This window comes from Oscillochloris sp. ZM17-4, from assembly GCF_019599295.1.
GTDB lineage: Bacteria > Chloroflexota > Chloroflexia > Chloroflexales > Chloroflexaceae > Oscillochloris.
On the sequence record NZ_JAIEWN010000023.1, the window covers coordinates 54,288 to 77,435 of the forward strand.

Consider the following 23,148-nt stretch of genomic DNA (forward strand, 5'->3'; position numbering starts at 1 on the left):
TCGCTCGCTCGGTCGCTGCTGGGGAAGGGCGGATGTCTTCATGGTCCCTGGGGGTTTCTTGTGAGTTTAGGAACAAGGAATATAATACGCAGAGTATAGGTCGGCCCATACGCCGGTGGCGTAACGCCGTTGCAACTGTCGATTGTGATCCCCCAACTCGACTGCAGATTGCAGATTGCAGATTGCAGATTGCGGAGCGCAGAGCGTAGATTACGGGTTGCCGCGTGGTCCCCAATCTGCAATCTGCAATCTACAATCTGCAATCACCTCGCTGCTGCAAAGGATGGCTGGGGGGCACTCTCGGGCGCCTCTACGGCCAGGGTCGCCGCGCTGAGCAGCACCAACGCTACCCAGACCAGGTCGGCCATCAGCAGGTGGATGATCTGGAGCGTGATCGGGGCGAGCAGGGCCAGGTTGACCGCGCCGACGCCGAGCTGGGCCAGGAAGAGCAGCAGCAGCAGGGTGGCCCCCAGGCGGGTGCCCTCGCTCGGCCGCAGCCGGCTGAGGATCTGGCCGACTACCAGCAGGTAGATCCCGGTGGCGATGGCCAGGGCCGGGTGCCAGAAGCGCAGCCGGATCAGGAAGTGCGCGGTCGGGTCGAGGTCCTGGGCGAACCCGGCGCTCAGCGAGTCGCTGGGGAAGAGCGTGTCGCCCAGGGCGGTGATCGCCCCGGTGGCCCCCAGGGCCAGCACGGCCACCACGCCGACGCCCAGCATCCAGCCCACCGCGCCCTGGCCGCGCAGCCGGATGGCCCGCCCGCCGCCGGCCCACCAGGCCGTCAGGGTGATCGCGCCCACCAGCAGCAGCGTGTTCACCAGGTGGATGCCGCCGGCCACCGCGCGGGCCACCGAGGTGTTGCCGGCCACCAGCTGGAAGAGCACCAGCCCGGCCCCCAGCAGGCTCTCGATCACGATGAAGAAGAGGGTCAGCTTGGAGCCCAGGCGGGCCAGGTGGCCCTTGGGGAAGGAGCGTAGCGACCAGACCACCATCACCACGACCAGGATGGCCGACAGACCGCTGGTGATGCGGTGTGTGAACTCAACCAGCGTCTGCACCTGCTCCGCCCGCGGGATGACCTGGCCGTTGCAGAGCGGCCAGTGCTGGCCGCACCCCGCCCCTGAGCCGCTGGCTCGCACGTAGGCGCCCCAGAGGATGACCAGGATGTTGTAGGCGAGCACGCCCCAGGCGAACTGTGTGAATCGTCGCTGCATAGGAATCTCCTAGCATACGCGTGATAGTATTTTTTTTGTGAACACCCGCACGATGATTGGCCATATAGTAACACAATTTGGTGAAATGCTCACACATTGCCGTGCGAAGGTATGAAACCTGTCAGGTGCGGCCAGCGATGAAATGACTATATCCTGATGCATCAGGGGCCGCACCTGTCAGGTTTACGGCCCCGATAGCCTTGCTATATAATGGCCACACCGCAGGATTCCGATAGCCAATAGCCGATAGCCGATAGCCGATACAAGAGAACATATCGGCTATCGGCTATGCATGAGGAGGCATCAATGTCGATGTTTGACCTGGGCGGGAAGGTGGCGATCATCACGGGCGGCTCGCGCGGGATCGGCGAGGCGATCGCCCGCGCCTACGCCGAGGCCGGCGCCGCCGTGGTCGTGGCCAGCCGCACCATCGAGCGTGTGCAGCCGGTGGCCGACGCGATCCGCGCCGCCGGCGGCCGCGCCCTCGCCGTCGCATGCCACACCGGCGAGCGCGCGCAGGTCGAGTCCCTGGTCGCCCAGACGGTCGAGGCCTTCGGCGGGGTCGATATCGCCGTGAACAACGCCGCCACCAACCCGCACTTCGGCTCGATCCTCGACGCCAGCGACGACCAGTGGGACAAGATCCTTCAGGTGAACGTCAAGGGTTACATGGCGCTCTGCCGGGCGGTCGCCCCGCACATGCTGGCCCGCGGCGCCGGCAAGATGATCAACATCAGCTCGGTGGCCGGCCTCACCCCCGGCGCGCACATGGGCATCTACAGCGTCAGCAAGGCCGCCGTGATCGCCCTGACCCAGGCTCTGGCCCAGGAGCTCGGCCCGCGCGGCATCCAGGTCAACGCGATCGCCCCCGGCGTGATCAAGACCAAGTTCAGCGCCGCGCTCTGGGGCAACCAGCAGCTCGCCGAGGGGATCGCCCAGCGCAGCGGGCGCATCGGCGAGCCCGACGATGTGGCCGGCGCCGCGCTCTACCTCGCCTCGCCCGCCTCGAACTACACCAGCGGCAGCGTCCTGGTGGTGGACGGCGGCCTGATGGTGAGCAGCGTACTGTAGGGGCGGCGCGCAATATTATTTACACATGAAATTGGATAACACCTTCTTAATAATCGAAAGTGGATAACCTGTGGAAAGTGTGGATGAAACACTCGTTGATCGCCCTGACGCGGTGCGCCCCGGCGAGGAGCTCGACCTGGGGCGGCTCGCGGCCTTCCTGCGCGCGGCCATCCCCGGCGCATCGGGCGAGCTGACGGTCGCGCAGTTCCCCCGCGGCTACTCAAACCTGACCTACCTGCTGCAGCTGGGCGACCGCGACCTGGTGCTGCGCCGGCCGCCCTTCGGGGCCAACATCAAGAGCGCCCACGATATGGGCCGCGAGCACCGCATCCTCAGCGCCCTGGCCGGCCGCTACGCCCGCGCCCCGCGCCCCCTGGCCTACAGCGATGACCCGGCCATCCTCGGGGCACCCTTCTATGTGATGGAGCGCGTGCGCGGGATCATCCTGCGCAGCAGCCCGCCCGCCGGCCTCGACCTCACCCCCGCGCTGATGGGGGCGATGTGCGGCTCCCTGGTGCAGACGCTGGCCGACCTGCACCGGGTGGACTATGTGGCCGCCGGGCTGGGCGACCTCGGCCGCCCCGAGGGCTATGTGGCCCGCCAGGTCGCCGGCTGGGCGAAGCGCTACGCCGCCGCCCGCACCGACGATCTGCCCGCCCTGGAGCGCGCGGCCGCCTGGCTCCAGGCTCACGCGCCCGCCGAGAGCGGCGTCGCCCTGATCCACAACGATTTCAAGTACGACAACCTGGTCTTCGACCTGGCCGACCCGACGCGGGTCGTCGCCGTGCTCGACTGGGAGATGGCGACGATCGGCGACCCGCTGATGGACCTGGGCACAACCCTGGGCTACTGGGCCGAGCCGGGCGACCCGGCCGCCCTGCGCGAGTTTGGCCTGACCTCGCGCCCCGGCAACCTCAGCCGGCAGCAGCTTGTCGATGCCTACGCCGCCGCCAGCGGGCGCGAGGTGGGCGACGTCCAGTTCTACTATGTCTTCGGGCTGTTTAAGGTGGCCGTGATCATCCAGCAGATCTACGCCCGCTACCGGGCCGGCCACACCAGCGACGAGCGCTTCGCCGGGCTGTCCCGCCTCGTGCTTGCCTGCGCCGATCTTGCCGGGCGCTGCCTCGACAGCGGGCGGATCAGCGACCTGGGGGTTAGTATTGACAAATAAAATAACTTAGACTATGCTAAACCCTCGAAAGGGACGCCGCACAGTCTGAAGGAGCAACACCATGCCCCGCCGCCTTCTCATCGGCCTGCTGCTCGCCGGCCTCGCGCTGCTGCTGAGTATTCCGACCGCAACATTCGCCCAGGGCGGGTCGCCGGCCGACGGGCTGCGCTCGGCCAACGCGCATATCGAGCTGGCGGTGAGCCAGGCCGAGGCCGGCGACCTCGCGGCCGCCCAGGCCTCGCTGGGCGAGTTCCACGAGGGCTGGGAGACGGTGGAGGACGCGGTGCGCGAGCAGTCGAGCGCCGCCTACGCTTCTATCGAGCGGGCCTACGACGATGCGCGCGACGCCCTGGCCGCCGGGGATGCGGCGGCCGGCATCACGGCCCTTGAGGCGCTGGCGCAGGCCAACGAGGCCTTCGCGGATGGCCGCCTCCCCGCCGCCGCCGCGCGCGAGGGCGCGCCGGCGACGCTCGAGACCCTGCTGCCGACCCTGGCCGAGGTGAGCGACGCGCTGGCCGCCGGCCGGGCCGAGCACGCCGCCGCCGAGCTTGAGTCATTCCGCGCCGCCTGGCCCGACGTGGAGGGCGACGTGAAGGCCCGCTCGGCCGAGGTGTACCGCAGCAGCGAGAACGATATGGCGGCGGCGGCGGCGGCGATCAGCGCCGGCGACCTGGCGGGCGCGCAGGCGCTGATCGCACAGCTGCGGGCCGACCTGGAGCCGATGGTGGCCCCGGCGCGCTACGGCGTCTTCGACGCCTTCAGCATCCTGCTGCGCGAGGGCCTGGAGGCCCTGCTGGTGATCGCGGCCCTGCTGGCCTTCCTGGAGCGCACCGGCAACCACGACAAGCGCGGCTGGATCTGGGGCGGCGGCATCCTGGGGATCGTCGCCAGCGTGGGCGCGGGGCTGATCATCGCGGTGATCTTCCGCGGCGTGGCCACCGGCAGCAACCGCGAGCTGATCGAGGGCATCTCCGGCCTGATCGCCGCCGCCATGCTCTTCGGCGTCAGCTTCTGGCTGCACGGCAAGTCGCACGCCGGGGCCTGGCAGAAGTACATCCGCGAGCGCACCAGCGAGGCCCTGGCCACCGGCAGCCTGCTCTCGCTGGGCGCCCTGTCCTTCTTCGCCATCTTCCGCGAGGGCGCGGAGACGGCCCTGTTCTACATCGGGATCGCGTCGTCGATCGCCACCAGCGACCTGCTTATGGGCATCGGCATCGCCGTGGCGGTGCTGGCCGTGGCCGGCGTGCTGGTGCTCTGGGTGGGCGTGCGGCTGCCCCTGCGGCCCTTCTTCCTCGTCACCAGCGGCCTGATCTTCTACCTGGGCTTCAAGTTCATCGGCACCGGCATCCACGCCCTCCAGGTGGCCCGCGTGCTGCCCTCCAGCGGTGCCGGCTACCTGCCCGACCTGCCGGCGATCGGGATGTTTCCCACCTGGCAGACGACGCTGCCCCAGCTGACGCTGCTCGGCGTGGCCCTGGTGGTGGTGCTGCTGGAGCAGGTGGTGCGCCGCCCGGCAGAGTCCCGCCAGACGGCTCATTCTTAACAACCGCATGGTGATGCCAAGAAGGGCCAGCTTCGCTGGCCCTTCTTGGCATCACCATGCGGTTTCGGAGCCACAGGCCCCCGGAATATCTTGCTGTGTTGCGGAACGATGCCAGCGAAGCTGGCATCGTTCCGCAACACAGCCTATCCGCCGAGGATGCGCATCACCAGGATAGCGATCAGCGCGCCGCCGATCGAGCTGCTTGAGTTGACCACATCGTTGTTGAGCCAGGGCAGGCCGCGCACGAAGGCGGTGGGGTTGCCGCTGCGGTCGAAGCGCCGCTCGGTCTCGCGGCCGTCGGAGTAGGCGTAGATCGCCTGGACGGTGGCGCCGAGCAGGCTGTCGAGCATGGCCCCGCCGAAGCCGCCAAGGATGGCGGCCGGGATCAGCCACCAGGGCGCGGGCGAGCCCTCGACCGCGAGCAGGACGAGCAGGACGACGCCGATCAGGGCCGCGCCGAGGGCCGCCGCGCTGCTGCCGAAGAGCGTGATGCCGCCGGAGGTGCCGGGCTCCACCGGGCGGCCGCTGGTGATCAGGCGCGGCCGGTGCGGGCTGAGCACGCCCAGCTCGGTGGCCCAGGTGTCGGCGTTCACCGTGGCCATGATCCCGGCGAAGGCGGCCAGCAGCTCCGGCGGACGCCCGGCCAGGGCGTAGGCCACCGCGCAGAGCGCGGCCAGCCCGCCGTTGGCCATCGTCTGGACGAAGTCGCGCTGACCGCCCTTGGAGAACTTCTCGGCGGCGCGGCGCTCCTTGATCTGCTCCTTGTAGCGCGAGAGCAGGCTGCTGGTGATGAAGAAGATGATCAGGGTGAGCCCCCACGACCAGCCGCCGAAGCCGAGGGTGAGGGTGCCGACGAGGACGGCGCCGACCCAGCCGCTGACGGTGAGGGACTTTCGCCAGTGGGCGAGGCCGCCGATCGCGGTGCTGAGCACCAGCCCGAACCCGATGAGTGCAAGGTCGATCATACAGAGGTGAGCGGGGCATGCTCCGCCCGGCAAACAAACGCGGGGCACTGGCTGCCCAGTGCCCCGCGATTATACCAGAGTTGTTGGATCAGGCGGCCACGGCCCGCTCACGGGGTTTTGGGGCGGCGCTGCTCTCGCTGATCGCCTTGAGGGCCGACTCCAGCTCCTTGGCGAGCATGTCGCCGACGGTCTGCACCGGCACGAACGCCGCCATCGGCCCGAGCATCGGGGCGAGGTCGAGCGACATCGTCGCCTGGAGGTCGGTGCCGTTCACGGCTGAGGTCAGCGTCCAGCGCGTCTCCACCGGGACCGGCGTGCGCACCTTGAACAGGATCTCGCCCGGCTCCTCCCAGGTCAGGTCGCCCTCGCAGCGGATGGTGCCGAAGATGCCGCCCAGCGACATGTGGGTGACCAGGCGCGCGGTGCGGGTCTCCATATCGCGGCTCAGCATCTCCACCTTCTGCACGCGCGGCAGCAGTTGGCCGATGCGGCTCGGGTCGGAGAGCGAGTCGAAGATCTCTGCGGGGGTGGCGGACTCAATATAGCTGCGGCGAGTGACCGTGATCATGGGATATCTCCTATCAGCGGTTAACCCCAGCAGGAGGCGTGAGGTTTGTGCGTGATTGCACAGACTTTATGGTGTGTTTGCCAATGCTTTGCAAAGTCATCATACCACTTCGGTTAAGACATGTCAATAGTTTATATGTAAAACTATTCTCTGTGTCTGAACGCTGAACGCGCGGCCTCACCCGGCGGCGGCGGCCCGCTCCATGCTACACTCTTGTGGATTGCAGATTTTTGATTGCAGATTTTTGATTGTAGATTGCAGATCTTTGGTTGCAGATGAGGCATATCGCCGCGCCAAATCTGCAATCTGCAATCTACAATCTGCAATCACACATAAGGAGCGCCCATAGATGGAAGATCTCTCCCCACCCACTTTGACGAGCATTGATGGCTCGAAGTTGCCGAGCCGGCTGCCGCTCGGCATCGGCGCGATCATCCTGACGGTCGTCCTCGGCGTCGGCATCGCCATCGGGGGCGAGGTTGGCCAGATGGCCATCGCGAGCCTGAACGCCCTGCCCTTCGCCGTGCTGGCGGTGCTGGCCTACCTCGGCGGCCGCCGCTTCAACTGGGCATGGGTGGCCACCGGCCTCTGGATGTCGCTGCTGATCGGCGGGGCGGCCGTGGTCGCCCTCGGCTTCGGCTTCGCCACAGTGGCGAACATCGGCGCGGCACCGGCAAACCCCGCCGGCCCGCCGCAGATCGCCGCCGGCGGCTGGCTGCGCATGGGCCTGATCGCCCTCGGCACGCTCGCGGCCATCCTGGCCAGCGCCGCGCTGCTGCTCCCGCAGGTCCGCCGCCGCGTCGCCCGCGCCATCCCGATCGACCCCGACTCCTTCGTCCACACGGTCGCCCTGGTCTCTATTGTCAGCATCGGCATGCTCTGCACCATCCCGCTGCTCGTGCTCGGCCAGCCGCCCCTGCTGGCCCTGGTGAGCCAGATGAGCGCCGGCGCCGCCGCCCAGGGCCGCGACTCGGCGGGCATGCTGCGCGACCAGGTCTACTCGCTGGTCTGGACGATCCCGGCGGCGCTGCTGGCGGTGGGCTACGGCACGCGCCGCCGGCTCCCCGAGGCGCTCCAGCGCCTCGGCCTGGTGCGGCCGACCTGGCGCCAGGCCCTGGCCGGCGTGGCGATCGCCCTGCTGCTGGTCGGCGCCGTCCAGCTGCTCAGCGTGGGCATCAGCTGGCTCTGGGGTCTGATGGGCTGGCCCATCACCGACGACGCGGCCTTCGGCGAGCTGCTCTCCTTCGCGATCAGCCCGGTCGGCGCGGTGGTGATCGGCATCACTGCGGGGTTGGGCGAGGAGCTGGCCGTGCGCGGGGCGCTCCAGCCGCGCCTGGGCATCCTGGTCTCCAACCTCTTCTTTATGAGCCTGCACGCCCTCCAGTACAACTGGGACGCGCTGCTGGTGGTCTTCATCGTCGGCTTGGTCTGCGGGGTGGTGCGCAAGCGCAGCAACACCAGCACCAGCGCGATCGTCCACGGGGTCTATAACTTCACGCTGATCATGCTCTCGCTGGTGACGGGCAGCTGACCCCCCGGAATCTCTTGTTGTTTTGGCCACCATGGCCAGCGAAGCTGGCCATGGTGGCCAAAACAGCACCAGTTACGCGCCGCGCAGGCGGCTCACCCAGGCGGCCAGCCCCTCGACGAGGGCTTTCACCATATCGCGGGTGGCCTCGTCGGTCAGGTTGCCCTGCTTATCGAACTTCTCCCAGGCCCGGGCGATATACAGCTCGGGCTTGTTCATCACCAGCAGGTTGCTGTGGACGAGCATCTGGCGCAGGTGGAACTGGGCGCGCATGGTGCCGCTCATCCCGCCGGCGCCCATCATCGCCAGCGGCTTGCCGTTCAGCGGCGTGGTGGGAGTGGACCGCGAGGCCCAGTCGAGGACATTCTTCTGCACGCCGGTCACCGAGTAGTTGTACTCGGGCACGGCCAGCAGCAGCGCGTCGGCGTCGGCGATCGCCTGCCTCAGACGGATCACCCCGGCGGGCCGATTGCCCTCGCCGCCGTCCTCATCGCCGTTGTAGAGCGGCACGTCGCCAATGTCGTGGATGAGAATCTCAACGCCCGCCGGGGCCAGCTCGCTCGCCGCCCGCAGCAGGCCGGTGTTATTTGAGGCGGCCCGCAGGCTGCCCGAGATGCCAAGAATCTTCATGGAAAAACCCTTTAGAGAACCAGCGTATGGCGTCGCGAAAAAGGCCAGCACTGCTGGCCTTTTTCGCGACGCCATCATAGAATTATGCCGCTACCTCGGCCTCGGCCGGCACCTGCTTGACAATCTCCAGCTCGATGCTGATCGTGATCTCGTCGCCCACCAGCACGCCGCCCGTCTCCAGGGCCACGTTCCAGGTCAGGCCCCAGTCCACGCGGCTGATCTTGGCCTCGGCGCTGAAGCCGGCGCTGGTCGTGCCCCAGGGTGCCTTCGCCTGGCCGTTGTACTCGGTCGCCAGCACCACCTCGTTGGTCACGCCGCGGATGGTCAGGTCGCCGATGATCTTGCCGTGGGTCTCGTCGACGACCTCGACCTTCTTGCTGACGAAGGAGATGGCCGGGAAGTTCGCCACGTCGAGGAAGTCGGGCGACTTGAGGTGGCCGTCGCGCTTCTCGTCGCGGGTGTCGATGCTGTCGGCCTCGATCGAGACAGTCACCGCGGAGTTGATCGGGTTCTGCTCGTCGAACTCGACGGTGCCGCTGAAGCGGTCGAAGCGGCCGCGCACCTTGGCGAGCATCATGTGGCGGGCCGAGAAGGCAACCTGCGAGTGTGAAGGATCGATAACCCAGCTCATGTTCATAGCTCCTGTATCTGCGATTGTCCGAGAGCGCGTCGCTCGTGTGATCGCAGGGTACAGGCCGCCCGTCAACGGGGCGTGAACACGGGCGTGAACATGGGGGTTGGGGGTTGGGGGGACGCTGGGGCGCGTCGCGACGCGCCCCCAACCCCAGCCTCGCCCTAGCGCCGGACCAGCGGCAGGGCGATCTGCCACGGCCAGCCCGGGCGCAGGTTGACCGCCTGGACCTGGGTGCTGTCCCAGGAGCTGACGCCGGGCGCCATCATCTGGCCACCTACCAGGAAGCGGACTGCTCGCCCCTCCCCGCCGCACCCGGTCGTCGTCGGGCCGGCGCTCTCGACCGCCAGGCTGTAGACGATCTGGCCGCCGACGCTGCGCGTCTGCCCTCGGCCGCAGACAGTCTCCCCGACCAGGGCCAGCACCTGCTGGCCCGCCGCCGGCGTGAGGCCGGCCCCGCCCGTCACCGCGCCGTAGTAGGTGGCCGGCGGCAGCTGTGGCCCGGCCAGCGCCAGCGCCCCCGACGGCGTCGGGGCGCGCATGGTCGTGTCGGCGGTGGCGTAGATCCAGTAGACCCGGCCGTACTCCAGGGCGGCCAGGTCGTTCACGTAGGCCGGCACGCCGCGGGCGTAGAGCTTCCAGGGGTCGGACTGGTCGGCCTCGTCGTAGGCGTAGACCATGCGGTAGGCATCGCCCAGCGAGTCGAGGGCTGCGGGCAGCGCGGTGTCCTGACCCATGTAGGGCGCGCTGTTCCAGCCCGGCCCGCGCAGCGCCACATCCACGCTGACCATCAGCTGGTAGAGCCCCGCGCCACGCAGCGGGGCCGAGACCTCGTTGTGCTGCGGGTCGCGGCGCACGCTCGGCAGCGGCTGCCATGTGGCGCCGTCGTAGACATAGAGCCCGATGCCGCCCTCATGCTCGGCGGGCACGTCCTCGCCCCGGTAGCTGACGCTCAGCGAGGCGCCGGCCAGATCCACGCCAGCGGTGACAGCGAGGCGGTAGGCCCGCCCGAGCGGCCGGGCGTAGGCCGGCGCGGCGGGGGCGCTGTCGGCGGCCTGGAGCAGATAGAGCTGCCCGTCCGCCAGCGGCAGCCCCGGCTCGTAGAGGATGGCCTCGCCGTCGTTCGAGATCACCGGGCTGCGCCCGGCCCACTTCTGGCCCGGGTTCCCGCGCGGCGCGCGCCCGGCCCACTTCTGGCCCGGGTTCCCGCCCAAGATGTAATCGGCCACCGTCTCATAGAGCAGCCTCTGGTCCGTGCCCATAACCCGGATGTCGATCATCCCCTCGAAGGCCGGCTGGCCGGGCGACGAGCTGAGCGCCCCGCGGTAGGCGCCGCCCGCCTGGCGCAGCTCGACAGGCGGCGGGGCCAGATCAAGCGAGGGGAAGAGCCGCGCCGTGACGCCGAGCCCCGCCGGCAGGCCGCGCAGCTCAAGCTGGAGCGTGGTCGAGTTCACCGGCGTGAGCCCGATCTCCGGCTGCCAGTCGATGCCGAGGGTTCTGCTCAGCGGCAGGCTTTGGTCAAGGTCATCGAGCTGATCGCGACAGCCGAAGCGCCGGTTGGTCGGGTCGAAGATGCAGAGCCGGTCGCCTGGTCGCGCGCCACGGGCGATGATCTGGTCGCCCACCGGGCGGCCCAGATCGCTGAGCTGATCGCCCTGGAAGAGGAAGGCCCGCGCGCCCGCGCCGGTCGGCGAGCGCGCCCCGTCGGCGTCTACCGTGAAGAAGATCGGCGCGGGCAGCGTGCGGTCGGCCGCCCCCGGCGCCTCTATCGTCACCTGTGTCACCGCCAGGGGCAGCCGGGCCGGGCCGGGCCGGGCGTTGAAGCTGGCCGGCGCGCTGAGCCGCACCCCGGCGGCCGGGTCATCGTAGAGGCGCAGGATGGTCGCCCAGTCGCTGCGCCCGCTGCTGCGCTGCGAGAGGGTCTGGGCGCAGCCGGCGGCCCAGCCAGCGTCGCTGGGGTGCAGCTCGCTATCGTTGTTGGTGTAGGGGTCGCTCATCGCGCCCGGGCAGGAGCTCACGGTGATCAGCTGGCCGGAGTCATCCAGGCCGAGGTAGTTGTCGTCCAGGAAGAGCGCGTAGTGGCCCAGCTCGTGGGCCAGGGTGCGCGGCCAGTCCTCGCCGAGGTCGGCGCCGGGCTCGCCGTAGCGGTTCCAGGTCGCGCCCATGCGCAGCTGGCCCGCGCGATAGCTGATCGCCGCGTTATCAGGGTCGGTCAGAGTCACGCCCTCGGGCACAATCCCGCCGCGCACCGCGTTGGGGCGCAGGGCGTTCGAGGCGTAGATCCGAATGTGGGCGTCGTCCCAGTGCTCGCGGCCCTGGTAGACCGTGAGATCGCCGAGGGCGGCCTGGCCGTCGGTCCAGTCATAGAGCAGGGCCGAGGCGCGCTCCAGGTTATGCTCAAGCCGCGCCAGGTAGTCCGGGTCGCCGCGGGCGTCCCACTCCAGGGCGACGCTCAGGTTGAACAGGATGAGCTGGTGGCCCGGCGTGACCGTCAGGGTCTGCACGCCGGGCTGCGCGACCTCGGCCAGATCAAGCCCGGCGGCGACGGGCGCGGCGCTGGTCTGGTAGACGGTGTAGGCCAGGGTGGATGAGATCGGGGCCAGGGCGACGAGCTGGTCGCCGATGCCGAGCTGGCCGCGGCCCTGGAGGTAGCCCTGGCCGTCGGTCTGGAGCTCGGGCCGGCCCGCTGCGGCGGGCGGGAAGCGCGCGGCCCCCTCGCTGGCCCCGGCGGGCAGCCGGTAGACCAGCGCGCCGGGGACGCCCTGGCCCTGCGGATCGACCACCCGCACCTGGGTGCCGCGCACGCGGAAGGGGAATGTGGTGGCCGAGGCGAAGGGGCGCTGGAAGAGCGGCACGCCGCTCGGCCCCGTGGTGAGCGACGGGTAGGCGACGAGGCGCACGACGACGTTGTCGGACTGGCCGAACAGCCCCGAGGCGAAGGTGTCCCATGCGAAGGTGTGGGCCGTGCCGGCGGGCGAGGCGTCGAGCGCCGGGGGGCTGGCGGGCACGGCATCGCGCCACTGGCCGCCGCCGTCGAGCGAGTAGAAGGCCCGCACCGCGCGGGCCGGGTCGCCCTCGCGGTCGGCCAGGGTGTAGGGGATGGAGATCACCTGGCTGCTAAGGATCTCCGGCGTCGAGGAGAATCCGGCGTCGTCGGCGGCGCCCGGCCGGCGCGCCGCGATTGTGAGCGGGTCGTTCGGCAGGCGTGCGGCTGTGGTGAGGTGGTTGAGGTAGACCTGGCTACCAACAACCATATCGAGCGCACCATCGCTATTGAGATCTCCCAGCGCCACAGGATCGCCGTTGGCCGGGCCGGCGGTGGGGGTGAAGCTGCCGCGCCCGTCATTCAGGTAGACATGGTTATTGCCGAGGACAATATCAAGCGCGCCGTCGCCGTTCAGATCGCCCAGCGCCACGCTCTGGGCTGCGTTCCCGCCGGGGTTGATCGGGGTGGCGGCCGCGGTGAAGCTGCCGTGCCCGTCGTTCAGGTAGACCCGGCTCGGCCCACCGACGTTGTACGTGCTGTTGAGATAGTTGCCGAGCACAATGTCAGGGGCAGCGTCGGCGTTGAGGTCGCCCACCGCAATGCTTGTGGTGATCCCAGTGTTGGGGATCAGCGAGGCGGCGGGGGTGAAGCTGCCGCGCCCGTTGTTCAGGTACACCTGGCCGCCGAGCACAAGGTCGAGCGAGCCGTCGCCGTTGAAGTCGCCCAGCGCGACCGGGCCGGCGCCGAGCGGGATGGCGCTCGGGCTGAAGCTGGCGTGCCCATTGTTCAGGTAGAGCTGGCTCGGCTCATCCTGATTGCCGAGCACGATGTCCAAATCACCGTCGCCGTCAAGATCGCCTACCGCCACACTCCGGGTCTGGCTGCTGCTAGGGTTGAGTAGCACACTCAGGGTGAAGCTGCCGCGCCCGTCATTCAGGTAGACCTGGCTCGGCTCGCCAATGTAGGTAAAGGGGTCATAGTAGTTGCCGAGGACAAGGTCGAGCGACCCGTCGCCGTTCAGATCGCCCAGCGCGACGCTCTGGGTCGCGCTACCGCTGGGGTTGAGCGCGAGCGTCGGGGCGAATCCGCCGGCCCCGTCATTCAGATACACCTGGCTCGGCTGGCCGTCGTAGCTGCCATCGTTGCCAAGGACAATATCGAGGGCGTGATCGCCGTTCAGGTCGCCCACCGCCACACTTGTGATCACGCTGCCGCTAGGATGAAGCGCGGTTAGGGTCGGGGTCATGCCATCGACGCCGCCGTTTAGGTAGACGAGGTTCGGCTGGCTGTAGTTGCCGAGCACAAGGTCGAGGGCACCATCGCCGTTAAAATCGCCTGCCACAACTGGCCCGCCGCTGTTGAGCGGGCTGGTGGCTAGGCTGAAGCTGCCGAGCCCGTCGTTCAGGTAGATCTGGCTGGGCTCGCTGCTGTTGCCGAGGATAACGTCGAGCGCGCCGTCCCCATTCAGATCGCCTACGGCGATCTCCTGGGTCGAATTACCGCTCGGGTTGATCGGGCTGGCAGCCGCAGCAAAGCTGCCAAGCCCATTATTTAGGTAGACTTGGCTTGGAGAGACACCTCTATTGCCGAGGGTAATATCAAGATCCCCGTCGCCGTTGAGGTCGCCCAGCGCCACGCTCGTGGTTGAGATGCCGCCAGCGTTGAGGGCCACTGGGGTCGGGAAGCTGCCGCCGCCCTGGTTCAGGTAGATCAGTCTGCCGAGGACGATATCAAGCTGTCCATCGCCATCGAGATCGCCCAGAGCGACGCTATAGGTCGTGCTGCTATCGAGCGCGACCGGGGCCGAGAAGCTGCCGCCGCCCTGGTTCAGGTAGATCAGGCTCGGCTCGCCGCTGTTGCCGAGCACAATATCGAGCTTCCCGTCGCTATTGAGATCGCCCAGCACGACGCTCTGGGTCTGGCTGGTGTTCGGGTTGAGCGAGGCGGCTTGGGTGAAGTTCGCGTGGCCATCGTTCAGAAAAACTTGGCTCGGTGCGCGGATGATCGCGTTCGAGCCCCAATAGTTGCCGAGCACAATATCAAGATCCCCGTCGCCGTCGAGATCGCCCACCGCCACGCTCATGGTGTCGGCTCCCGCGTTGAGCGGCGTAGCGGTCGGGGTGAAGCTGCCGCGCCCATCGTTGAGGTAGACCTGGCTGGGCTGGCCGGTATTGCCGACGACAAGGTCGAGGGATCCATCGCCATTGAGGTCGCCCGTCGCCAGCGCATTCGTATGAAAGCTGGCGGCGTTCGGGTCGAGATAGGTTGGCGGTTTAAATGAGATCGCGGGCGTCGCCGCGCGGGCCACCGGCCCGCCGGGCAGGCCCGGCAGCAGCGCCACGGCGATCACGGCGGCGAGCAGCAGGGAGGCAGGGCGAGGGAATCGTCGCATAGGAGCACCTCTCCAGCGAATAGAAACGAATATACGAATACAACTATTCGTATATTCGCAGTAGCGCATAAGTAACGCTGTGACCCGACCGCGCCCGGCCCGTAAACGGGCGGGCTCGGGTTTGCGAAGGCCGCCTGTGCGGCCTCAGACAGGCCGCGCAGGCGGCCTTCGCAGAACCGTAGCCGGGGGCTTCAGCCCCCCGGCGGGCGATGCGCCACAGCGTGACTTCTGCGGTATTGCGCCTAATGCATTGGCATGGTGTACTCACGCGCCAACGTCGGAATGCCACTGCGCGCTTGTCAGAATCACCGCGGCCACATGATACCGATGAACCTCCCGCATAGGGGATGGCCGCCCCCTGTAGGGCCGAAGCATGCGCACCGGATGAATCTGCGTGTCGCCCATGCATGGGTGCGCATGCTTCGGCCCTACGGTGCCCCCGGCGGGGATGGGCCGCCCCGGCGGGCCGACACGGGGCGGAAGGCGGTCAATCCGGTTTCGGTTAACCTCATGCACATGGAGCTGAGCCCCCGGCTAGGTTCTGCGAAGGCCGCCTGCGCAGCCTGTCTGAGGCCGCTGAAGCGGCCTTCGTAGAACCTAGCCCGGCCGTTTACGGCCGGGCGACTCAGGGTGACAGCGTGCCCTTTGCGCTATTGCCATTCACCATTCACCATTCACCATTCAACATTTCCTCTACGATCCAGGGAACTCCGCCATCGCCAGGAGCTTCGAGGTCTGGTGCAGGTGGTGCTGCATGTGGACGACGATGATCCGGAAGGCGTCGAGCAGGCTGTAGGTGACGAAGTCGGCGGCGGGCGAGGTGACGATGATCGCGGCGGTGTCGAGGGCGCGGCAGCGCTCCATCAGGGCCAGCAGCTCGGCGTGCTGGGCGGCGAAGCGGGCCAGGATATCGGCGGGGATGTCGGTCGAGCTGGGCAGGAAGACCTTCGGCGCGGGCACGAAGCCCTTGCCCCCCGGCTCCAGGGTGCGGATGAGGAATCCGCCGAACAGGCCGGGCAGCAGCGGCAGCCGCTCCCAGAAGCTGCTGGCCTTGGTGCCGGCGAGGATCTGGTCGATCGGCGCGAAGTAGCCGGAGTTGGCGACGATCACGTGCTCGACGCAGTAGGCGATGCTCCACTCCTGCTCGCTCGGTCGCCAGTTGAGCTGGGCGGCGCTCAGGCCGGCGAAGCGGCGCGCGAACTCGGCGCCGAGGGATGTGGCCTCGGCGATCAGGGCGGGCAGGTCGGCGGTCTGGATATCGGTGGGCATAGAGTCCTCACTTCTTCTTGCGCGGCTTCGGCTTCGTCCGCTCGGCCACGGCGACGGCCTTCTCGACCCACAGGCGCAGCTCGGGGCGATCCTCGATCACCTCCTCGGGCACCTGGAAGTAGCTCATCGGCCGCGCGTCCGCGCCGCCGGGGGCGAACGGCCCCATCCCGGCGGCCTCGTAGTCGGCGCGGTTGCTCGCGTCCACCTTCAGGTAGAGCGCATCGTCGGCGATCACGGCGAAGAAGTGCTCGCCGGCGTACAGCCCCAGCTCGCCGAACATGGGCCTGACCCGCAGGGGCACCAGGGGCGTGAGCTGGCCGACAACGTACGCGCGGTACTCCGGGCTGACTGACATAGGTGCTTCCCCTTCTGGTCAAGGCCGAAGCGTTCGCCCGATGACGATCTCCGCGAGCGGAGATCGCCATCGGGCGAATGCTTCGGCCCTACGTCGCGTCGATCACCGTCGCCCCCAGCACGCGCACGAGGTCGGGGACGGCCACGCCGACCATCACCCCGCGCTGGCCGGCGTTCACATAGATCCGCCCGAAGGCCTCGGCGGAGCGATCAAGGTAGCTCGGCCAGCGCCTGGCGGCCAGGGCCAGCGCGCCGATGCCGCCGACCTTCAGCCCGCTTAGCCGCTCCGTCTCGGCGCGCGGCATCAGCTCCAGGCGCTTCTGGCCGACGGCGGCGGCGGCCCGCTTCAGGTCGAGCTGGCGGTCGGCGGCGAGCATGATCAGCAGCGGGCGGCTCTGGCTGGCCCCGAAGACCACCAGGGTCTTGAAGACCTGGGCCGGCTCCAGGCCGATCTGGCGGGCCACGTCGGAGGCGTCCGGCGGGCGCTCCGGGTCGTACTCGTAGGTCAGCACGTCGTAGGGCGCCCTGTGGCTCTCCAGCAGGCGCATCGAGTTAAGCTTTGGCGGCATAGAATCCTCATATATCTGGCTGAAATCGCCAGCGAAGCTGGCGATTTCAGCCAGATATATACTCTTCTCCTATCGGGTATCATACTGGCGAACCGAAGAAGGTCAAGGAGGATCCCTATGCACGGCGGCGATCTGGTGGCGGAGGTGCTGAGGGCGCAGGGCGTACCCTTCCTGTTCACGCTCTGCGGCGGGCACATCTCGCCCATCCTGGTGGGCTGTAAGGCCCGCGGCATCCGAGTGATCGACACGCGCCACGAGGCCACGGCGGTCTTCGCGGCTGACGCGGTCTCCCGGCTCTCGGGGCGGCCCGGCGTGGCCGCCGTGACCGCCGGCCCCGGCCTGAGCAACACGGTCACCGCCGTGAAGAACGCCCAGATCGCCCAGTCGCCGCTCATCCTGCTGGGCGGGGCGACGGCCACCCTGCTGAAGGGGCGCGGCTCGCTGCAGGACATCGACCAGATGGCGCTGCTGCGCCCGCACGTGAAGTGGGCGGCCACGGCGCGGCGGGTGGCCGAGATCGTGCCGCTGCTGGAGCGGGCCTTCGCCGTGGCCCAGGAGGGCGTGCCCGGCCCGGCCTTCCTGGAGCTGCCGCTAGACCTGCTCTACGACGAGCCGACGGTGCGCCGGCTCTACGGGGCGGCCGGGGGCGGCGGGGGGCTGGCCGGGCGGGCGCTGCGGCTGTATATGGGCGCGCACCTGGCCCGGCTGTTCGGCGGGGCCGACCGGGCCGCCGCCGGGCCGCTGATCGCGGCCCAGCCGCCCGTCCCGCCCGACGAGCCGCTGGGCCGGGCCGCCGCCGCCCTGGAGCGCGCCGAGCGCCCGCTGCTGCTGGTGGGCGCCCAGGCCCTGCTCGACACCGCCAATGTCGGCCTGCTCGCCGCCGCCGTGGAGCGGCTCGGCCTGCCGGTCTACCTCTCAAGCGGGGCGCGCGGCCTGCTCGGCAAAGATCACCCGCTCCAGATGCGCCACCAGCGCCGCGCCGCGCTCAAGGATGCCGACCTGGTGATCCTCGCCGGCGTGCCCTGCGACTTCCGGCTCGACTACGGCCGCCACATCCGCCGGCGGGCCACCTACGTCGCCGCCAACCGCAGCCGCGCCGACATCGCCCTCAACCGCCGGCCCGACATCGCCGCCCTGGGCGACCCCGGCCTCTTCCTGCGCCGCCTGGCCATGCTGGCCCCGCCGGCGGCGCGCTGGGCCTTCTGGCGCGAGGCCCTGATCGACCGCGACGACGCCCGCAACGCCGCGATCTCCCGCCAGGCCGCCGCCCCCAGCGCGTACCTCAACCCCGTCCAGCTCTGCCGCGAGATCGAGGCGGCCCTGCCCGACGACTCGATCCTGGTGGGCGACGGCGGCGACTTCGTGGCCACCGCCTCCTACGTGATCCGCCCGCGCGGCCCCCTGCGCTGGCTCGACCCCGGCCCCTACGGGACGCTCGGCGTGGGCGCGGGCTTCGCCCTGGGGGCCAAGCTCTGCCGCCCCGAGGCCGAGGTCTGGGCGCTCTTCGGCGACGGCGCCTTCGGCTACGGCGTCGCCGAGCTGGACACCTTCGTCCGCCACGGCATCGCGGTGATCGCCGTGGTCGGCAACGACGCCGGCTGGACCCAGATCGCCCGCGAGCAGGGCGAGATGCTGGGCGACCTGGTGGGCACCGAGCTGGCCGCCACCGACTACCACCGGGTCGCCGAGGGCTTCGGCGCGGCCGGCCTGGCCCTGGACGACCCCGAGCTGACCGAGGAGACGCTGGCGCAGGCCCGCTCCCTGGCCCGCGCCGGCCGCCCGGTGCTGATCAACGCCCGCCTGGGCAAGACCGACTTTCGCAAGGGGTCGATCTCTGTATAGAGAGAGCGTTGGAGAGTGTGTGAAACACACTCTCCAACGCTCTCTCTATACGCGCTCCAGGGCCTGGCGCAGGTCGGCGATAATATCCTCGGGGTGCTCCACGCCCACCGAGACGCGCACCATGGCCGGGGTGATCCCCAGCTCCATGCGCTCCTCGGGGTCCACGTCGGCGTGGGTCATGCTGGCCGGGTGCTCGGCCAGCGACTCGGTGCTGCCCAGGCTGACGGCCAGCTTGATCAGGTGCAGGGCGTTGAGCAGCCGGAAGGCCTCGGCCTCGCCGCCCACCACCTCGAAGGAGATCATCGCGCCGGGGCCGCTGCACTGGCGGCGGTAGATCGCGTGCTGCGGGTCGTCCTCGCGCAGGTGGCCAAGGTAGTGGACGCGCGCCACCTTCGGGTGGTCGGCCAGGAAGTCGGCCACGTAGCGGGCGTTCTTCATCTGGCAGGTCATGCGCAGCTTGAGCGTCTCCAGGCTGCGCATCAGCAGGAAGGCCGTGTTGGGCGCGGCCATGGTGCCGAGGATGGTGCGGAAGCCCTTGACCTGGCCGATCAGCTCGGATGCGCCGAGGCAGACCCCGGCGATCACATCGCTGTGGCCGCCGATGTACTTGGTGGCCGAGTAGAGCACCAGGTCGGCGCCGTGCCTGAGCGGCTGCTGCCAGAGCGGCCCGAGGAAGGTGTTATCGATCGCGAGGACGACCCGCCGCTCGGCGCTGTGGGCGCGGGCCAGGCGGGCGCAGGCCTCGATGTCCACCAGGGCGTTGGTGGGGTTCCCGGGCGTCTCCACAAAGATCATCCCGAGACGCCCGACGGCCTCGGCGCGGCCCAGGATCGCCGCGATCTCGTCCTCGCCCGCGCCGGCTGGGAAGCCGATGGCGCGCACGCCGAACATGGGCAGGATGTGCTTGAGCAGGTAGTCCGTCCCGCCGTAGACCGGCTCGCTGTGCAGCACCACATCGCCGGGGCGCAGGAAGGTGAGCATCGTCGTGCTAATGGCGGCCATGCCGCTGGCGAAGACCGCCGAGGCCTCCGCCTCGTCCCAGAGGGTCAGCCGGTCCTCAAGGATCTCCAGGTCGGGGTTGTTCAGCCGGCTGTAGATCAGGCCCATCTCCTCGTTCGGCCCCTGCTTGCGCAGCCCGTAGGCCAGCTCGAAGAAGGCCTTGCCCTCCTCGGCCCGCTCGAACACAAAGGTGGACGTCTGAAAGATCGGGCACTTGACGGCGCCCTGCGAGAGCTCCGGGCGATAGCCGTAGCCCATCATCAGGCTCTCGGGGTGGAGCGGCTGGCCATCTAGGTATCCATCGGGCTTTCGCTTTGACATAAGGCTTCCTCCTCGAAGACTTCCGGGGGCAGCGTCGCCCCGCGTGTGCGCTCATGGTGCCACGAGATCGTGAGGACAGCAAAGGGGAGTTTGGGCGTCTTGCTAGGGGTGGGGGGAGATCAGCACACCTGAGCGAGGAGGCGTGAGCGCGAAACGCTCACGCCTCCTCGCTCAGGCTCCCATAGAGCGTCTGCATCGCATCGTTCAGCGCGGCGATCTGCTGCGGGCTGAGGGAGCTCATCCGCTCCTCGACATAGGCCCGGTGGCGCGGGCGGAGCGTATCGATCAGCGCCTTGCCCTCGGGCGTGAGCTGCACCAGCGTCACCCGCCGGTCGCTGCTGTCGGGGGCGCGGCGCACCAGCCCGCGCGCCTCCAGCCGATCCACCATCCGCGTCAGGTTGCTGTTATCGGACAGCATCTCGTGGCAGATGCTGCTGAGGGGCACGCCCTCCTCGCTGGCGTGGAACAGGATGGCGTACTGAGGGGTCGACAGGTCGTAGGGCCGGAACTCCTCGCGGTTGAGCTCCTGGAAGCGCCGGTGGAGCTTGAGGAACAGCCGGTAGGCCTCGATCTGGGGCGAGTCGCTGCTGCTGATCTCTGGCATCGTACTCCCTCGGTACATGGTTATTCTGATCGTAGGGTACACTGCGCTATTGGACTTGTCAACCATTCTGCGGCCATAGCGAAGGCCGGCAGCCCGGCTGCCGGCCCTCGCCATGGCCATGCAAGAGCGCCATCGGCGCCCGCCCTACATATAGTAGGCGAAGACCCAGACCATCAGAAGGAATGCGATCCCCCCTGTCACGGTGATCAGCAGCATAATGCGACGAGCCTCGTCGGTGATCTCAGGCATAGCTGGCTCCTCAATACAAGTAGGGCGTCTGTCCGTACGCCTATTGTACCGCCAATCGCCGCATCTGTGAACTGCGGCACAGCCCGCCGGCCACGATACGGTATACTGCGCACAGCATATCTCACCAGCCGTGACAGGAGGCCCGATGATCACCGCATACCTTCTCTTCGTGGTGGCGGCGCTGCTGCTGATCCTGCTGGTGGCGCTGATCTGGCGGTTCTGGCAGAACTTCGCCGAGGTCTCCCCGGAGGAGGAGGAGCTCGACCGCAGCATCGCCTCGCTGAACGACGAGCAGGCCAACCGGTCGAGCGACGCCCAGATCGCCCGGCAGATGGACACCGAGACCGGCTGGCAGATCATGGTGCGGCGGGGCCAGCGCGATTCGCGCCGCGCGCGCCGTCCCCGCCGCTAACCTCCAACCCCCAACCCCCAATCTCACCCGTGCGCCGGCGCCGTATTCCCGGCCTCGATCGCCGCCCGGCGGATGTCGACGCGGGTGAGGATGGCCAGCCCCAGGATGAAGAAGACCATCAGCGAGACGATCGCGATGCGGTAGCTGCCGGTGAACTGGAGGGCCAGGCCGAAGAGCAGCGGTGCCAGCCAGCTGGTGCCGCGCTCGCTCACCTCGTAGAGGCTGAAGTACTCGGCCTCCTGGCCCGCCGGGATCATCAGCGAGAAGACCGAGCGGCTGAGCGCCTGGCTGCCGCCCAGCACCACGGCGATCACCGCGCCGAGCACGAAGAAGAGCGGCACGCTGTTCGCCGGCATAACGTAGCTGAACACTACCGCGCCCACCCAGATCACCAGGCTGATCATGATCGCCCGCTTGCTGCCCACGCGCTTGGCCAGCCAGCCGAAGAACAGCGCGCCCCCGAAGGCCACGAACTGCACCATCAGGATGGTGAGGATTAGGTAGGACTGCGGGATGCCCAGCTCCTCGGCGCCGAACACCGAGGCCAGGGCGATCACCGCCTGGATGCCGTCGTTGTAGAGCAGGTAGGCCGCCAGGAAGGTGATCGTCTGCGGGTAGTGGCGCATCTGGCTGAAGGTGTGGCCGAGCTGCGTGAAGCCCACTGTCAGGTAGCGCTCGCCGGGCGGCAGCGCCTTGGCCGGCGCTCGCACCCGCAGGGTCAGCATCGGGATGATCGTGAAGATCGCCCACCAGAGCCCCGCCGAGGCCATGCAGATCCGCACCGCCACGTCGGTGGGCACCCCCAGCGCCTCGCGCCCGTTGAAGAGGATCAGGTTCAGCACCAGCAGCAGCCCGCCCCCCAGGTAGCCCAGCGCCCAGCCCTGCGACGAGACCGCGTCGCGCCGATCAGGGCTGGCGATATCGGGCAGGTAGGCGTTGTAGAAGACGATCGAGGCCCCGAAGGCCAGGTTGGCCACGAGGAACAGCCCGCCGCCCAGCAGGTAGTTGTCGCCCTCTAGGAAGAACAGGCCCATGGTGGCGAAGGCCCCGATATAGGCGAAGACGCCCATCAGCTGCTTCTTGACCTGGGTGTAGTCGGCGATCGCGCCCAGGATGGGCAGGAAGAGCACCTGGAGCAGCACCGAGAGCGACACCGCGTAGGGGAAGAACGAGCCCGACGCCACCGGTATGCCCAGCGGGTAGACCCGCCCGCTGGCGTCGGCGGCGGCCTCGGCCACTGAGGCCAGGTACGGCCCCAGGAAGACCGTCACCACCGTGGTGGAGAAGGCGGAGTTCGCCCAGTCGTAGAAGTACCAGCCGATCTGCTCGCGGCGGTCGTCGATCATCGGCGTGGCAGGGGCGGGGGGTGACGAAGGCATCGGGCTCCCTCTCTCTAGACAGGGCACAGTTATACCATTTCAGATTGCAGATTTTGGATTGCAGATTGCCGCGCATGGCGTTCCAACGCGCTCTGGCGGCGGCGCGTATGCGGCTTGCTCAATTCCGGTTGGTATTACAGTGCTTGGCATTATGGCGTGGTGAGCAGCATCATTGTCAGGGCGATAAACATATGGGTCACGGCGCTGGCGGTGACCTTGCCGGTGCGCAGGTAGACCCAGCCGGCGGCGAGGCTGATCAGGAGATCGGCGACGAGGCGATAGGTGCCGCCGCCCCTGGCGAGGCCGAGCGGCGCCGTGAGGGCGGCCACCGCGCCCAGCGCGACCCAGCCGGCAGCGGCGCCCATCCGGCCACGCAGGGCCTGCGCGACCCCATTCTGGAGTCCGCCCCGCAGCAGCAGCTCGGCGGGCAGGGCCGTGAAGAAGTAGGCGCCCA

The 23,148-nt window shown here is 68.7% G+C and carries 19 protein-coding genes; 6 read left to right on the plus strand and 13 right to left on the minus strand.

Annotated elements, in window-relative coordinates; translation table 11 throughout:
- Positions 1-263: 263 nt before the first annotated feature.
- The gene (locus K2Z83_RS16805) at positions 264-1,211 is read right to left on the minus strand and encodes a COX15/CtaA family protein (protein WP_255604113.1); all 948 of its coding nucleotides are present in this window, start codon (positions 1,209-1,211) and stop codon (positions 264-266) included.
- Between the two features lie 306 nt (positions 1,212-1,517).
- Here K2Z83_RS16805 and K2Z83_RS16810 point away from each other — a divergent pair, with 306 nt between their 5' ends.
- The 3 genes from K2Z83_RS16810 (at position 1,518) to K2Z83_RS16820 (ending at position 4,996) form a co-directional block, all read left to right on the plus strand.
- Entirely contained in the window at positions 1,518-2,282 is a 765-nt protein-coding gene (locus K2Z83_RS16810; protein WP_220596346.1) for a glucose 1-dehydrogenase, read from the plus strand.
- A gap of 79 nt (positions 2,283-2,361) precedes the next feature.
- On the plus strand, positions 2,362-3,453 hold the full coding sequence (locus K2Z83_RS16815) for a phosphotransferase family protein (protein ID WP_220596347.1): 1,092 nt from the start codon (positions 2,362-2,364) through the stop codon (positions 3,451-3,453).
- Between the two features lie 61 nt (positions 3,454-3,514).
- Positions 3,515-4,996 (plus strand): FTR1 family protein, encoded by a 1,482-nt coding sequence (locus tag K2Z83_RS16820; protein ID WP_220596348.1) that lies wholly within the window; start codon positions 3,515-3,517, stop codon positions 4,994-4,996.
- A gap of 143 nt (positions 4,997-5,139) precedes the next feature.
- Here the strand turns inward: K2Z83_RS16820 and K2Z83_RS16825 are convergent, their stop codons facing one another.
- Both K2Z83_RS16825 and K2Z83_RS16830 read right to left on the minus strand, forming a co-directional pair.
- A complete protein-coding gene (locus tag K2Z83_RS16825) occupies positions 5,140-5,961 on the minus strand; it encodes a DUF92 domain-containing protein (protein ID WP_220596349.1) in 822 nt (273 codons plus the stop codon).
- An 88-nt stretch (positions 5,962-6,049) separates the two neighbouring features.
- Complete coding sequence (locus K2Z83_RS16830) at positions 6,050-6,529, minus strand: SRPBCC family protein (protein ID WP_220596350.1); 480 nt, start codon at positions 6,527-6,529, stop codon at positions 6,050-6,052.
- A gap of 349 nt (positions 6,530-6,878) precedes the next feature.
- Between K2Z83_RS16830 and K2Z83_RS16835 the strand changes: the two genes are divergently transcribed.
- Entirely contained in the window at positions 6,879-8,060 is a 1,182-nt protein-coding gene (locus K2Z83_RS16835; RefSeq protein WP_220596351.1) for a CPBP family intramembrane glutamic endopeptidase, read from the plus strand.
- Between the two features lie 72 nt (positions 8,061-8,132).
- Here the strand turns inward: K2Z83_RS16835 and K2Z83_RS16840 are convergent, their stop codons facing one another.
- From K2Z83_RS16840 to K2Z83_RS16865, 6 genes are all read right to left on the minus strand, one after another.
- A complete protein-coding gene (locus K2Z83_RS16840; RefSeq protein WP_220596352.1) occupies positions 8,133-8,687 on the minus strand; it encodes an NADPH-dependent FMN reductase in 555 nt (184 codons plus the stop codon).
- Positions 8,688-8,769: 82 nt separating this feature from the next.
- A complete protein-coding gene (locus K2Z83_RS16845; protein WP_220596353.1) occupies positions 8,770-9,318 on the minus strand; it encodes a YceI family protein in 549 nt (182 codons plus the stop codon).
- 164 nt (positions 9,319-9,482) lie between these two features.
- Positions 9,483-14,696, minus strand: coding sequence for a VCBS repeat-containing protein (locus tag K2Z83_RS16850; RefSeq protein WP_220596354.1), 5,214 nt, complete (start codon positions 14,694-14,696; stop codon positions 9,483-9,485).
- A 693-nt stretch (positions 14,697-15,389) separates the two neighbouring features.
- Positions 15,390-15,965: a DinB family protein gene (locus tag K2Z83_RS16855; RefSeq protein WP_220596355.1), complete on the minus strand. Its 576-nt coding sequence runs from the start codon at positions 15,963-15,965 to the stop codon at positions 15,390-15,392.
- Between the two features lie 7 nt (positions 15,966-15,972).
- Entirely contained in the window at positions 15,973-16,320 is a 348-nt protein-coding gene (locus K2Z83_RS16860; protein WP_220596356.1) for a TfoX/Sxy family protein, read from the minus strand.
- A gap of 88 nt (positions 16,321-16,408) precedes the next feature.
- On the minus strand, positions 16,409-16,888 hold the full coding sequence (locus K2Z83_RS16865; protein WP_220596357.1) for an aminoacyl-tRNA deacylase: 480 nt from the start codon (positions 16,886-16,888) through the stop codon (positions 16,409-16,411).
- Between the two features lie 117 nt (positions 16,889-17,005).
- Between K2Z83_RS16865 and K2Z83_RS16870 the strand changes: the two genes are divergently transcribed.
- Entirely contained in the window at positions 17,006-18,730 is a 1,725-nt protein-coding gene (locus K2Z83_RS16870) for a thiamine pyrophosphate-binding protein (protein ID WP_220596358.1), read from the plus strand.
- 45 nt (positions 18,731-18,775) lie between these two features.
- Here the strand turns inward: K2Z83_RS16870 and K2Z83_RS16875 are convergent, their stop codons facing one another.
- Together K2Z83_RS16875 and K2Z83_RS16880 are read right to left on the minus strand one after the other, a co-directional pair.
- A complete protein-coding gene (locus K2Z83_RS16875) occupies positions 18,776-20,050 on the minus strand; it encodes a cystathionine gamma-synthase family protein (protein WP_220596359.1) in 1,275 nt (424 codons plus the stop codon).
- Positions 20,051-20,207: 157 nt separating this feature from the next.
- Positions 20,208-20,654 (minus strand): MarR family winged helix-turn-helix transcriptional regulator, encoded by a 447-nt coding sequence (locus tag K2Z83_RS16880; protein ID WP_220596360.1) that lies wholly within the window; start codon positions 20,652-20,654, stop codon positions 20,208-20,210.
- 394 nt (positions 20,655-21,048) lie between these two features.
- On the opposite strand from K2Z83_RS16880, the gene K2Z83_RS16885 reads away from it, so the two are divergent.
- A complete protein-coding gene (locus K2Z83_RS16885; RefSeq protein WP_220596361.1) occupies positions 21,049-21,315 on the plus strand; it encodes a hypothetical protein in 267 nt (88 codons plus the stop codon).
- A gap of 23 nt (positions 21,316-21,338) precedes the next feature.
- Here K2Z83_RS16885 and K2Z83_RS16890 read toward each other — a convergent pair whose 3' ends face one another.
- Both K2Z83_RS16890 and K2Z83_RS16895 read right to left on the minus strand, forming a co-directional pair.
- Positions 21,339-22,694, minus strand: coding sequence for an MFS transporter (locus K2Z83_RS16890; RefSeq protein ID WP_255604114.1), 1,356 nt, complete (start codon positions 22,692-22,694; stop codon positions 21,339-21,341).
- Positions 22,695-22,843: 149 nt separating this feature from the next.
- A partial coding sequence (locus K2Z83_RS16895) for a type II CAAX prenyl endopeptidase Rce1 family protein (protein ID WP_220596362.1) occupies positions 22,844-23,148 on the minus strand: 305 nt, incomplete at its 5' end.